Origin of the sequence: Vibrio sp. OPT20 (assembly GCF_963889365.1) — a bacterium.
Classification (GTDB): domain Bacteria; phylum Pseudomonadota; class Gammaproteobacteria; order Enterobacterales; family Vibrionaceae; genus Vibrio; species Vibrio splendidus.
In genome coordinates, this window is record NZ_CAWPOA010000084.1 from 1 (window position 1) to 13,060 (window position 13,060).

Here is a 13,060-nt window from a genome sequence, read left to right on the forward strand (position 1 = left end):
ATGCTTGGAACAGTTTTTGTGAAGATAAACGCAGAGTCCAATCCCTCTGCTTTAGAGATTGGACTCGATTGGTAAGTTAATTAATGGAACTGGTATTATTAGGAAGCCTAGTCTGACGACTAGGCTTTCGTCGTTTCTGGGGTATGTGTTTTAACTCTTGGCTTTGGCTTCCGTAAAAGGTTGTTTTGGCTAGTAATCGTTGAATCGACGATTGATTAGAAAGCTATGCTAAGCAATAGCCGGGCTTTGCGATCTAACATGACAAATTGATATTAATTAATAAGTTAGCAGGATTTCTCTAAGTGGCTGTGGCTTCTTAATTACTTCTGTTGAGTGATTAAGCCGCGCTTTAAACTTCGGAGTTTTGTTGTGTCTCAGCATTGATTTCGTCTAGAGTCTGAAACTCCGCTGCTATACATTCACTTCTTCAATCTTAAACTAAGCTATCTGATCGTTATTCCTTCAAAAATCTATATAAAGGTTGTCAGTCAGCTCAAATGGATTCTAAACAGCTTGTTTTATAATTGGCTAAAACTACATACGGATAGCTCTAAAGTATCCCTCAGTGTTTTTTAGGAAACCTTGCGGGTGATTTCATGAGGATTTAACCTCATGACTTAAAATCAGTACTTATAAAGCATTAATAGCATTTGAAATCCAATGATCAAGATGTGTGACTTATGGATTGTTCCGAGCTAGGCTGGCCCTATTAAAAATGGACGGTGCTTCGGTCAGCAATAAGCTGGGTGTGGAGAAGGGATTTGGATGGAAGACTTTTACTACCATCTCTAGTGTTTGCTTATTGGTACTGAGGAAGTTATCTAAGGTAAACAGTAGATACAAAAAAGCCGATGCTTGGCATCGGCTTCATGATAGTTGTAACAGTTTAAGCTGGTTGAACGAGAGCGAGTGCCTTACGAGAAACTTCGTGAGCTGCCTTCGTTAAGTTTTGCTTTTCTAGTGCATCAGATAGATATCCGTAATCTGATACGTTTGAGCGAAGTGCTAGTGCTTTCTCGAAGTGGCCTTGTGCTTCTGCCCACTTTTGCTCTCTTAGGTAGAACTGAGCCAATGCGCTGTGTGCTTCGGCATTGCCACCATCTTTACTGATGGCGCGCTCTAGCATCACAACGACTGGGTGGTGATCGGCAAGGTTAAGCTCTGGAAGCAACATGTAGAGCTCATTTGAACCACTCTTCGCAATGTTCTCTTTGATCACAGTAAAGGCTTCTGAGTCAGCTTTACGAGCGATCAGTTGCTTCACAAAGCAGGAAACAAGGTGAGAGCTTTGTTTCTGCTTTCTTGAAAGCTTGTTCCAATGGCTGATTAAACCTTCGCTACCTTGCTGCTGTGCCACATCGTGAAGCAAGCCGCATTGTGCTTTTTGTTCTAACTCAACTTGCTCATCAGCCGTAAGAAGCTTGTTTTTAGCTAGCTTAGGCGTTAACTCTAGTAATGGTTGCCAGAGTTTAAGCTGCATGTAGGTGGCTTTTAATAGGCCAAGTACAGCGGTGTTATTAGGATATGTACCTTTTAAGGTCGAAAGTGTATCGAATGCGGCTTCGTAGTTCGACTCACTGATCTGTTGTTTTGCTTTAGTTAGCTCAACGGCCAGTAGAGAGTCCTCTTGTTGGCTAGCAAGTTCGATGTACTTATCACGCTCACTCGTATTACCTTGTTCATGAGCAGCTTGAGAAGCGACTAAATAGCAAAGTAGAGGCATGTCGTGATGATTAGCCCAACGAGTTACTTTCCTCTCTGCGCCTTTCCAATCACCTTCAAGAAGCTTGATGATGCCTTCATTGGTATAACGACGAGAGCGTTTTAGTTTACGAACACTGAACCAGTTCCAAGTAGTTGAGCTTGCGTACATAAGCTTTTTGAATAGGTACTCCAAGCCGAATAGAGCAGCTAGAAGAGCAATGACAAATATAACCAGTGTTGTCACACTCATCTCAATGGTCTTATTTGCTATCGAGATCAGGACATAACCTTGTTGACCTGAGAACTGGGTACCGACAACTAATCCGGCACCTAGAACGAGAAAAAGAAAAATCCAGCGAATCATTATTTCTCCTCCGTGGTCATAACGGTCACTTCACGACGTAGGCGCTCGCGTATAACATCTGACAACTCATTTTGAGACTCAAGTTTTACAGGGTATTTCACAGAGATATTCTGTTCACTTAACTGTTTAATCGCCTTCTCAAATTCAATCACTGAGTTGTTATCTTGGTTTAGGTACGCTTTCGACCACTCGCTAGCGGTATTAAGTGCTGCATTGTAGACATCACCTTGCTCTTTGTAGACAGCACGAATTGCGGTCTCTAATTTACCCTTGATATTCTCACGTAGGTAGAAGTGTTGCTCAGGAGAGAGTAGAGGGATGACTTCACCATCACGACTACGGAAGGTGATGAAGTTTTCTGAGAAGTCTTTCATCGACGTCATCAGGTTGTTCTGCCAATCATTAATATCTTTTGATACCGCTTTTTTCTCAACAACTGCAGCTTCTGGAAGAATTGCATTGGCAAGCGGTAGCGTATCGACTTGCTGTTGTAGGCTTGTGATGCGTAAAACTAAGCCATCGCGGTCGATAAGAGGGATAGTGCGAAGCTTAGTAATGTCATTGGTCATTGATTGGCGCAGTGATACTAAGCTTGGGTCATTTAGTGCGGCGATACGTTGATCGGCGCTTTCCATTAGTTTGGTTGCGCTAACGGCATCATGCTCAAGGAACAATTTACGACCTGCTAGTTTTACTAGGTAATCGGCCTCAGCAAGCAACCAGTCATTTGGTCGACGGCCTTTAACGTCAGCTACTGCTAACTGCAGGCTTTGAATACTCTTTTGTTGCTGGGATTGCACGACCTGAGTTTTCTCCACTGCGTGAGAAGCTTCTTGGATAGTCTCTTGCTTGATGGTTTGCAGGTCTTTATTTACTGCAGATTGAGTATTTTGCAGTTGTGTTTGAAGAGCAGCGATTTGAGCCGAGTACTCAGCGCTCTTTTGCTGCATTTGAAATGCGATACCGCCACTGAAAATAATAGAAATAGCGATCGCAATAGCGCCTAGTTTGACACCGCGCTTACCTTGCTTTTCTGCTTTCTCGATTTGCTCTTTATGCTCAGCTTGAGGCTGTTCACTTTGAACCGTATTTGACGCAGAGGCATCAAGTTTTTTTTCAGGCTGTTTTGTCTCTGTAGATTCAGCTTTTTCGTTTTCAACAACTACTGGCTGAGTGTCTTGTTTCTTTTCAGGTTCAATATGCTCATTATTTTTTTTGCTTGTCATGCTTATTTCCTGTTTCTAGCTAGGGCCGGAGAGCAGCCAGTAATATTTGGTTCGTAGCACTTTGAGTATTGGTCACGTTCGAGAAACCGAGTTGTTGTGCTCGTTCTACTATGCGCTGGCTTGGGACAAATAGCTGTCTCGTTGAAAGCCAACCCAAATACTCATCAGGGGTAATTGAGCAGAGATACTCCAATTGTTCCTGACTAGTGATGACAACTTTGGACGTTTTTTTGTTTATCCATGTTTGATAGATATTGTGATCGTTAATGGGAATATATTCTCTACGGTAGGTCTCACAATAGGAGACTTGTGCACCTCGATTGAGTAAAGAATCTCTAATGAGCTCACGCCCACCATTTCCACGCAGTATCAAAATGGATTTATTATCTACGCCATTAAGTTCAGTAAGTTTGAGAAGATGTTCACTATCACTCACTTGGGGATAGTTTACTTTTTGTTTACTAACTTTGCTTAAAACGTGCGCAGTTTTTTGACCAACGCCAAGATAAAGCGGCGAAGTTGGCCAAATAGATGAAGTTTTCGAAAGGATGTTTTGGGCAGCGGTCACAGCGTGGTGACTGACTGCAATAATGATATCGCTGTTATTAAGCTGGGTGCTTAAATCCGATGAGTGTGGATTATCAACGATACGAATAAGCGGATGATGGATTGCTTGAATCCCTTCATCCGCTAGTTGTTGGCAAAGCGATTGTCCCTCTGAGCCGGGACGTGTCACCAACACTGTCATAATTATTCTTGGTCAGCGTAGAGCTTGGTTAAGATTTCTCTCGCGCCATCATCCAGCAATTGATTTGCCAGAGTAACGCCAAGCGCTTCTGCATCTTTGCGAAGGCCAGAGATCTCACCACGAACCATTTTAGAACCATCTGGTTCGCCTACTAATGCACGTAGCCAGATATTATCGCCATCTAATAATGAGTAGCTGCCGATAGGAACCTGACAGCCACCTTCTAGGGTAAGGTTCATTGCACGTTCGCACAGTACACGATCAGCCGTGTCTTTATGATTCAGTGGTTTAAGGAGTTTAATCAGACGCTCGTCATCAAGGCGACACTCAATACCAACAGCGCCTTGGCCAACAGCAGGGAGAGACTGCTCTGGTTCGATGAAGCTACGAATACGCTCTTCTAGCTCTAGACGTTTAAGACCTGCAGCAGCCAGTACGATCGCATCGTATTGACCATCATCGAGTTTACCTAGACGAGTACCAACATTGCCGCGCAGTTCTTTGATGATGAGATCTGGGCGGTATTCTAGCAACTGACATTGACGACGCAGGCTACATGTACCCACGACAGCACCTTGTGGTAGCTCGTCGATGTTGTTGTAAGTGTTTGAAACGAAAGCATCACGAGGGTCTTCACGTTCACAGATAGTTACTAGACCTAGACCTTCAGGGAAGTCGACCGGTACATCTTTCATTGAGTGAACGGCTAGGTCAGCACGACCTTCTAGCATGGCGACTTCGAGTTCTTTAACGAACAACCCTTTACCACCCACTTTAGCCAGCGGGGTATCTAGGATGATGTCACCTTTGGTCACCATAGTTACCAACTCAACCTCTAAACCAGGGTGAGCAGCTTGCAGCGCATCCCTTACAAAGTATGCCTGCCAAAGGGCAAGAGGGCTTTTTCTGGTCGCGATACGGATTGGTGCTGAATTTGTCATGGTGTTTCCGATATAGGTTCTGTAATAGGCTAATCCTACCATTGTGAGGCGAAAATTCTTACTGTTTGATCATTCCATGCTTTGATAGCTGAGGGATTTTCATGAGTTCACCAAAATAGTGTGATTGGTATCTCATTTGAAACATGGGCTATTATTAGAAATAGGTAATAAAGAGGACACTACGGCGCCGTGAGTTTAACTTTTTGTCATCAAGGCATTGGCCAGTATGACAAGTTCCTTTGCTTTACCATTAAGGGTAAAAGTGTTAAATTGATCACGTTTTGTTGCTCCTTTCGTTCAGTAACTAAACAGAAGTGCATTTAATCTCAAACCAAGGACTTACCTTGCAGGCTTACACTCAGACTTTGATTCAACGATTAGACAACCTTAATCAGCAGCGCATTGATCGTGCGTTGGCGTTGATGAATGTCCAAGGCCAGCGAGTTTTCAACCTTATTCCTGCACTACTTCACTTCAATCATCCCATGATGCCTGGTTATTATGACCAACAAGTTCCTTTTGGAATTCGTAGCTTCACGCCGAATGAATTCCAAAAGCAATTTGTCTCTGATACCGAATTAACGCTGGGTGGAAAACTCACCGAGGCTGCTGAACCGGCAATCCTGGGCTTGTACACCATGGGCAGTACTTCTTCTATTGGCCAAAGCACTTCAAGTGATCTCGATATCTGGGTGTGTGTTTCTCCGGATATGGATGGCGCATCTCGCGACAGCCTGACCAACAAATGTTTGTTGATTACCGACTGGGCTGAAACCTTAGGGGTTGAAGCTAACTTCTTCTTGATGGATGAACAGCGTTTCCGCTCAAACCATTCTGAAGAGATGACCGGTGATAACTGTGGTTCTTCACAGCACTTATTACTGCTTGATGAGTTCTATCGCTCTGCCGTTCGTTTGGCTGGCCAGCGTTTGTTGTGGCAAATAATTCCGCCAGAAATGGAAGAGTGTTACGACGAGTATGTCCAAGGCCTGTGTCAGGATGGTTATCTTGATTGCTCGCAGTGGATCGATTTCGGCAAGCTGAACCGCATCCCTGCTGAAGAGTACTTTGGTTCAAACCTATGGCAGCTCTATAAGAGTATCGACTCACCGTATAAATCGGTTTTGAAGGCGATCCTGTTAGAAGCTTATTCATGGGAATACCCAAACACCCAACTGCTTAGTATTGATACCAAGCGTCGCTTCTTCGCGGATGAGCCGGATCTGTATGGCATGGATAGCTACTATCTGATGCTCGAGAAGGTAACGCGCTATCTAGAACGCATTAACGACCACACTCGATTGGACTTGGTGAGACGCTGTTTCTACCTTAAGACCCACGAGAAGTTGTCACGAGATGCGGGCATTGGTTCTGTTGCGTGGCGTCGTGAAGCCTTAACTGAGATGACTAAGTCTTGGAATTGGGGACATGAAACCATTGCTGAGCTCGATAACCGCCGTAACTGGAAGGTAGAGCAAGTTAAAGTGGTACACCATGCACTGCTTGATGCCTTGATGCTGAGCTACCGCAATCTGATTCAATTTGCGCGTCGTAACGACATCACTTCGGCAATCAGCCCACAAGATATCAGTATCTTGGCTCGTAAGCTTTACGCTGCGTTTGAGGTGTTGCCGGGTAAAGTGACACTACTGAACCCACAAATCTCTCCTGATCTGCATGAACCAGACTTGAGCTTCATCGAAGTTCGTCAGGGTCAGTCGAATAAAGCCGGTTGGTACTTGTATAAGCAGCCACTGGTAGCGCATCGTATTCTTGGTCAGCCTTCTCTGGAACACCATGAGTACTTGAGTAAGTTGGTTGCTTGGTCGTTTTTTAATGGCTTGATTACCGAGTCGACGCGTTTGCACTCTGTGGTACGTGACGCTCAGATTGATATCGATAAGTTCTACCAAATGGTGAGCGACCTGCGTAATACCTTCTCTTTACGTAAGCGCCGCCCGAGTATGCAAGCTCTGGCGAGCCCGTGTGAAATAAGCCAACTGGCGATGTTCATCAACTTTGAAAGTGACCCAACTTCTGAATTAAGTGGTCGTGCGTTGAAGGTTGATCTTAAGAACGCCGATATCTTCAGTTTTGGTGAAGAAGGTAAGAGTTTAGTCGGAAGTGTTGATCTGGTTTATCGTAACTCTTGGCATGAAGTACGTACGCTTCATTTCCAAGGTGATACTGCAATGCTTGACGCGTTGAAGACGGTACTTGGTAAAATGCACCAAGATGCGTTACCGCCAGAATCGGTCGATGTGTTCTGTTACAGCAAAAACCTGCGTGGTGTGATGCGTAATATGGTGTATCAACTGCTTGCTGAGTGTATCGACTTACGATTGAAACCGATTGAGCCGGAGAAGCGCCGCCGCTTCAAGGCTATTCGTCTGGCAAACAAGATGTTTGGCCTGTTCTTTGAACGTCGTGGCGTTTCGGTGCAGATGCTGGAAAACTCGGTCGATTTCTATCGTAGTATCTCGACGAATAAGCTGAAGGGCTCACCTTTATTGATGCTCGATAAAGAGCAAGAGTATCAGCTACCAGAAGTGGTTGATGGTTTTGCGAGTGAAGGTTTAATTCAATTTTTCTTTGAGGATACCGACAAAGGTTTCAATATTTATGTATTGGACGAGTCGAATCAAGTTGAGGTGTATCACCAATACAGCGGTGAAAAAGATGAGATGATCGCGAGCGTGAATTCTTTCTACACTTCAGTAAAAGATGAGTCGAAGGTGTCATCTAAGTTGATTAATTTCAATCTACCTCAGTACTACCAAATTGTTCATCCTGAAGAAGGTAACTCTTACGTGGTGCCTTACCGTAATGATGCGACTTTAGCTTCTCGGAGCTCAAAGATAGTCAACATCTAGGCTTATTCTCGATCATTGATATTAAGAAAGGAGTGATTGATTCACTCCTTTTTGTTTTTTTACCAATAATTAGACCCAATTGATCTCTTCATCTGCGTGTTTTTCGCATTCTTTTTTGACCATCTCAAACAATTCCATACCCGTCTTTGAGCATGTCCATTTGTCATCAACTAGCTTGAAGTGAAAGCCACCAGATTTAGATGCTAACCAGATCTCACGCATTGGTTCTTGGCGGTTGATGATAATTTGGCTGCGGTTTTCAAACTCCAGCGTCATCACGTTGCCAGTCACTTCGTAATCAACATCTGCCTCTGATTCATCGATAGCTTCTTCGATGTTTTGCATCTGTATATCGACCAGTTGATGAAATTCCGTATCGTTCATCCTTTCTATCCTATTGCTTTTCTTGAGTGTGGTGCGATTATAGGGGGCATTGAGTCAATAATCACGATATGCAAAATGAAAAAATTAATTACCGCTCTGTTTATAGTGTCCGTTATTGGACTTTCTGGTTGTGGTCAAACAGGTCCGTTGTACGATCCTGATGCAGTACAGCAAACTGAACAATCAGAATAAGTGAAAACACGCAGAAATCGTTATTTATAAGGGATAAGAACTTTGGATTACTTCAACTATCAGGAAGATGGCCAGCTTTGGGCTGAGGACGTCGCACTTTCACAACTAGCAGAGCAATATGGTACTCCGTTGTACGTATATTCTCGTGCAACATTAGAACGCCACTGGAATGCGTTTGATTCATCGGTTGGTGAGCATCCACACTTGGTGTGTTATGCCGTTAAAGCTAACTCGAACCTTGGCGTGTTGAATACTTTGGCTCGCATGGGCTCAGGTTTCGACATCGTTTCTGGCGGTGAGCTAGAGCGTGTGGTTGCTGCAGGTGGCGATCCGGCTAAAGTTGTGTTTTCTGGTGTCGGCAAAACAGCCGCTGAAATGAAGCGTGCGCTTGAGTTGAACATAAAATGTTTCAACGTAGAGTCTGAGCCAGAACTGGAGCGACTGAATAAAGTGGCTGGTGAGCTTGGTGTTAAAGCGCCGATTTCACTGCGTATCAACCCAGATGTTGATGCGAACACTCACCCTTACATTTCTACGGGTCTGCGTGATAACAAGTTCGGCATTGCCTTCGACCGTGCTCCTGCAGTTTATGCGTTTGCAAAAACACTCGATAACTTGTCTATCCACGGTATTGATTGCCACATCGGTTCCCAATTAACGGATATCGAACCTTTTATCGATGCCACTGATCGTCTGCTTGCACTGATCGACCAACTACGTGCCAATGATATCAACATCAAGCATCTTGATGTTGGTGGCGGTTTGGGTGTGGTTTACCGAGATGAATTACCACCACAACCTTCAGATTACGCGAAGGCTTTGTTGGCTCGTCTAGACAATCATTCTGATCTAGAGTTGATTTTCGAGCCTGGAAGAGCGATTGCTGCGAACGCTGGTGTATTATTAACTAAAGTTGAGTTCCTGAAGCCAACAGAGCATAAAAACTTTGCCATCATCGATGCGGCAATGAACGATCTGATGCGCCCGGCACTTTACCAAGCTTGGCAGGATATTGTGCCAGTGAGCCCGCGTCAGGGTGAAGCGGTGACTTACGACTTGGTTGGCCCTATCTGTGAGACGGGTGACTTCCTAGGTAAGGATCGTGACCTTGTTCTTGAAGAAGGCGACCTACTGGCCGTTCGTTCTGCAGGTGCTTATGGCTTTGCTATGTCATCTAACTACAACACTCGTTCGCGTGCGGCTGAAGTGATGGTTGATGGCGATAAAACTCATTTGGTTCGTCAGCGTGAAGAGCTTACGAGTCTGTGGGAACTTGAAAACATTCTTCCGGAGTAATTTTAAGCGTTATGCACTTCCACTTTTCTAAAATGCATGGTTTGGGCAATGATTTCATGGTCGTGGACTGCATTACTCAAAATATTTTCTTTTCTCCAGATTTGATCCGTCGTTTGGCGGATCGTCACACTGGTGTGGGCTTTGATCAGCTACTTGTGGTCGAGGCTCCATATGATCCAGAAACCGACTTCCATTACCGCATATTCAATGCGGATGGCAGTGAGGTGGAGCAGTGTGGTAATGGTGCGCGTTGTTTTGCTCGATTCGTTCGCATGAAAGGCTTAACGAATAAGTACAGCATCAACGTGAGCACCAAGAAAGGTAAAATGGTTCTCAAGATTGAAGACAATGACCAGATCACTGTCAACATGGGCATTCCTGAGTTTGAACCTGGCAAAATCCCATTCAAGGCAAAGCAGCCTGAGAAGACGTATATCTTAAGAACGGATGTACATACCTTGTTCTGTGGTGCCGTAAGCATGGGTAACCCGCATGTGGTTACCGTTGTTGATGATGTCGATACTGCAGATGTGGAGACCTTAGGTCCGCTTCTTGAATCACATGAACGCTTCCCTGAGCGTGTTAATGCTGGCTTTATGCAAGTGATTAACCGTGAAGAGGTTCGCTTGCGTGTTTATGAACGCGGTGCGGGTGAAACTCAGGCGTGTGGCAGCGGTGCATGTGGCGCGGTTGCGGTTGGTATCAATCAAGGTTTGCTGGCTGAGAACGTGAAAGTTCGTCTACCTGGTGGTGATTTGCAGATTAGTTGGCAAGGTCCGGGTAAACCTCTGTTTATGACTGGCCCGGCAACCCATGTGTTTGATGGTCAACTTTCTTGCTAATAAACATCCATAACCAATAGATTCATAAAAATAAAGGATAGGTTTTGTCTTACGTTCAAGCCGACGCACTCACCGCAGAAGTGGTCGCGGAATATTTACGTGATAACCCAGATTTTTTCCAAGACAGGAAAGGTTTGGTTGATCGCCTTGCTATCAATAATGTTGAGCAGGGCGCTGTTTCTCTGGTGGAGGTCCAGCTTAAACGCCAACGCCACAGAATCGAAGAGCTAGAGGAAGAAATCACTGGCTTGATGTCGTTGGCAGCGAATAACGATAAAACTTTTTATGAGTTTATGGATCTGCAAGCTCAGGTATTGAAATGCAGTGATTTCATGCAAGTCATTAAGGCGGTTGAACAAAAGGCGATTGAATTAGGTTTGAAAGCTCATATTCGCGTACTGTCTCAGTTGGGCTTTTATCAGCTTAACGGAGAGCGTTATTCGAAGTTTTCATTGAACCATTTCAACGGTAAAGATGCTTATTTAGGGCGCTTGAGAAAAGCAGACAGACAAGATTTGTTTGGTGATTTTCCAGTTCCAGAGCTAGGCTCTTATGTAGTGCTTCCGCTTGCTAAGCAGTCTCCATTGGGCTTGCTCGCCTTTTCTAGCGAAGATGGCGGCCATTTCCAACCCCATATGGATACGCTCTTTTTACGCCATTTAGCGCTTGTTGTTGCTCATTTGGCGGACACCTTACCTTGGCAGATAAATAATGAGCCTAGAGCCCAAAATACCTCTTCCTAACAGCCTTCAAAAGCCACTTTCTCGCTTCTATGAATATCTCAGAAGCGAGAAGGGACTCAGCCTACACACCCAACGCAATTACCGACAACAGCTTGAAACCATGGCCGCTCATTTAGTCACTCTAGGACTGAAAGACTGGGCTCAAGTCGATGCTGCATGGGTAAGGCAACTTGCCAGTAAAGGTATGCGTGAGGGAATGAAAGCGAGCAGCATCGCGACTCGTTTATCTTCATTGCGCAGCTTCTTTGATTTCCTCGTATTGCGTGGCGAGATGTCAGCTAATCCAGCTAAAGGTGTTTCAGCACCTCGTAAACAACGCCCTTTACCTAAAAACCTTGATGTCGATGAAGTGGGTCAACTGCTTGATGTGAATGAGGATGATCCATTATCGATTCGTGATCGAGCGATGATGGAGGTGATGTATGGTGCAGGTTTACGTCTCGCTGAACTGGTTGGCATCAATCTTAAAGATGTGCTGGGCCGGCAAGGCGAAATCCGAGTGATTGGTAAGGGCGACAAAGAACGCAAAGCACCGTTTTCAGGACTGGCTAAAGAGTGGGTCGATAAATGGCTCAAAGTGCGCGGTGATCTTGCTTCTCCTGGAGAAAAGGCCCTGTTTGTGTCCAAGTTAGGGACCCGGATCTCTCATCGCAGTGTGCAAAAGCGCATGGAAGAGTGGGGTAAGAAGCAATCCGTCGCGAGTCATATTAGCCCGCATAAACTGCGTCACTCCTTTGCAACGCACGTGCTTGAATCGAGCCAGAATCTTCGTGCTGTCCAAGAGTTGTTGGGGCACGAAAACATCTCGACAACCCAAATTTATACTCACTTGGACTTCCAACACTTAGCTCAAGCGTACGATGAGGCTCACCCTCGAGCGCGTAAGAAGAATAAAGATTAGATTAAAGGTTTTACTATGCGAATTTATCGAGGGTTAAAGCCCATCAAAGCCATGACCTTTGACTTGGATGACACCCTGTATGACAACTGGCCTGTAATCATGAAGGTAGAAAAAGAGATGGCGCAGTGGCTTTACCAAAAGCACCCAGTGTCGGCTTCTTTATCGCTTGAAGAGTGGCAGGGCATTAAGCAGCAAGTCGCCTCTGAAAACCCAGCTTTAAAGCATGATGTTACCGTTTGGCGTGAAACACAGATTAAGAGTGGCTTACTGCAGTTGGGCTACTCTCAGCAGCAAGCTGAACAGGCGGCTCGTGAGGGGATAGAACATGCTTTGTGGTTGCGCAATCAAGTCGATGTTCCTCAAGAAACGCATCGAGTGATGGCAGAACTTAGCCAACGCATTCCTTTGGTTGCGATTACCAATGGCAATGTCGATCCACATAAAATTGGTTTAGGGCAGTATTTTCAACGAATTCTTAAAGCTGGCCCAAACGGTAGAGCAAAACCCTACCCAGATATGTTTGATAAAGCGCAGCAATACTTAGATGTTGATGCCATCAACATTCTTCATGTCGGCGATCATCTTAGAACGGATGTTTACGGAGCTAAGCAAAATGGCTTCCAAGCATGCTGGTTTAATGACATTGGTTCCAATTTATACCTCTCTTCGAAGGCGAGTGTGCTGCCTGATGTTGAAATAGAGCAACTTAGCGATCTTATGCGACTAATTTAAAGACCTCTGTAAGCTTATTGTGTCGCATTTATGATATTGAATTGTTACATTAGTCGCAATTAAATGCCTGTTTAGGCTAGGATAATTGGCGACTACTTTTTATCGATTCATTTC

At 44.8% G+C, this 13,060-nt stretch carries 12 protein-coding genes; 7 read left to right on the plus strand and 5 right to left on the minus strand.

Going from position 1 to position 13,060, the window contains the following annotated elements; translation table 11 throughout:
* Positions 1–886: 886 nt before the first annotated feature.
* From AACR09_RS18720 to hemC, 4 genes are read right to left on the minus strand one after another with little or no spacing between them, the layout of a single operon-like run.
* Entirely contained in the window at positions 887–2,068 is a 1,182-nt protein-coding gene (locus AACR09_RS18720; protein WP_004736627.1) for a heme biosynthesis protein HemY, read from the minus strand.
* On the minus strand, positions 2,068–3,294 hold the full coding sequence (locus AACR09_RS18725; protein WP_193834456.1) for a uroporphyrinogen-III C-methyltransferase: 1,227 nt from the start codon (positions 3,292–3,294) through the stop codon (positions 2,068–2,070). The genes AACR09_RS18720 and AACR09_RS18725 overlap by 1 nt, the downstream gene beginning before the upstream one ends.
* A gap of 19 nt (positions 3,295–3,313) precedes the next feature.
* A complete protein-coding gene (locus AACR09_RS18730; RefSeq protein WP_102500440.1) occupies positions 3,314–4,042 on the minus strand; it encodes a uroporphyrinogen-III synthase in 729 nt (242 codons plus the stop codon).
* Positions 4,043–4,044: 2 nt separating this feature from the next.
* Entirely contained in the window at positions 4,045–4,983 is a 939-nt protein-coding gene (hemC, locus tag AACR09_RS18735) for a hydroxymethylbilane synthase (protein WP_017084845.1), read from the minus strand.
* Between the two features lie 344 nt (positions 4,984–5,327).
* Between hemC and AACR09_RS18740 the strand changes: the two genes are divergently transcribed.
* A complete protein-coding gene (locus AACR09_RS18740; protein WP_017084846.1) occupies positions 5,328–7,856 on the plus strand; it encodes a class I adenylate cyclase in 2,529 nt (842 codons plus the stop codon).
* A gap of 69 nt (positions 7,857–7,925) precedes the next feature.
* Here AACR09_RS18740 and cyaY read toward each other — a convergent pair whose 3' ends face one another.
* Positions 7,926–8,240, minus strand: a complete 315-nt coding sequence (gene cyaY, locus AACR09_RS18745) for an iron donor protein CyaY (protein WP_108118477.1) — start codon at positions 8,238–8,240, stop codon at positions 7,926–7,928.
* A gap of 75 nt (positions 8,241–8,315) precedes the next feature.
* Between cyaY and lptM the strand changes: the two genes are divergently transcribed.
* Genes lptM through yigB form a run of 6 tightly spaced genes read left to right on the plus strand, consistent with a single transcriptional unit; the run spans position 8,316 to position 12,946 of the window.
* The gene (gene lptM / locus AACR09_RS24645; protein ID WP_407830041.1) at positions 8,316–8,432 is read left to right on the plus strand and encodes an LPS translocon maturation chaperone LptM; all 117 of its coding nucleotides are present in this window, start codon (positions 8,316–8,318) and stop codon (positions 8,430–8,432) included.
* A 42-nt stretch (positions 8,433–8,474) separates the two neighbouring features.
* Entirely contained in the window at positions 8,475–9,728 is a 1,254-nt protein-coding gene (gene lysA, locus AACR09_RS18755) for a diaminopimelate decarboxylase (RefSeq protein WP_004736616.1), read from the plus strand.
* An 11-nt stretch (positions 9,729–9,739) separates the two neighbouring features.
* Positions 9,740–10,570, plus strand: coding sequence for a diaminopimelate epimerase (dapF, locus tag AACR09_RS18760; protein WP_004736615.1), 831 nt, complete (start codon positions 9,740–9,742; stop codon positions 10,568–10,570).
* A gap of 44 nt (positions 10,571–10,614) precedes the next feature.
* The gene (locus AACR09_RS18765; protein ID WP_193834457.1) at positions 10,615–11,313 is read left to right on the plus strand and encodes a DUF484 family protein; all 699 of its coding nucleotides are present in this window, start codon (positions 10,615–10,617) and stop codon (positions 11,311–11,313) included.
* Positions 11,282–12,214 carry a tyrosine recombinase XerC gene (xerC, locus tag AACR09_RS18770; RefSeq protein ID WP_193834458.1) on the plus strand — a complete coding sequence of 311 codons (933 nt, stop codon included), beginning with the start codon at positions 11,282–11,284 and terminating at the stop codon, positions 12,212–12,214. The genes AACR09_RS18765 and xerC overlap by 32 nt, the downstream gene beginning before the upstream one ends.
* A gap of 15 nt (positions 12,215–12,229) precedes the next feature.
* Positions 12,230–12,946, plus strand: coding sequence for a 5-amino-6-(5-phospho-D-ribitylamino)uracil phosphatase YigB (yigB, locus tag AACR09_RS18775; protein ID WP_017090345.1), 717 nt, complete (start codon positions 12,230–12,232; stop codon positions 12,944–12,946).
* Positions 12,947–13,060: the final 114 nt, after the last annotated feature.

Coding starts and splice junctions, on each gene's coding strand:
- hemC (WP_017084845.1), bottom strand. CDS start 4,983: ATGACAAATTCAGCACCAATCCGTATCGCGACCAGAAAAAGCCCTCTT.
- dapF (WP_004736615.1), top strand. CDS start 9,740: ATGCACTTCCACTTTTCTAAAATGCATGGTTTGGGCAATGATTTCATG.
- AACR09_RS18725 (WP_193834456.1), bottom strand. CDS start 3,294: ATGACAAGCAAAAAAAATAATGAGCATATTGAACCTGAAAAGAAACAA.
- yigB (WP_017090345.1), top strand. CDS start 12,230: ATGCGAATTTATCGAGGGTTAAAGCCCATCAAAGCCATGACCTTTGAC.
- lptM (WP_407830041.1), top strand. CDS start 8,316: ATGAAAAAATTAATTACCGCTCTGTTTATAGTGTCCGTTATTGGACTT.
- AACR09_RS18730 (WP_102500440.1), bottom strand. CDS start 4,042: ATGACAGTGTTGGTGACACGTCCCGGCTCAGAGGGACAATCGCTTTGC.
- xerC (WP_193834458.1), top strand. CDS start 11,282: ATGAGCCTAGAGCCCAAAATACCTCTTCCTAACAGCCTTCAAAAGCCA.
- AACR09_RS18720 (WP_004736627.1), bottom strand. CDS start 2,068: ATGATTCGCTGGATTTTTCTTTTTCTCGTTCTAGGTGCCGGATTAGTT.
- cyaY (WP_108118477.1), bottom strand. CDS start 8,240: ATGAACGATACGGAATTTCATCAACTGGTCGATATACAGATGCAAAAC.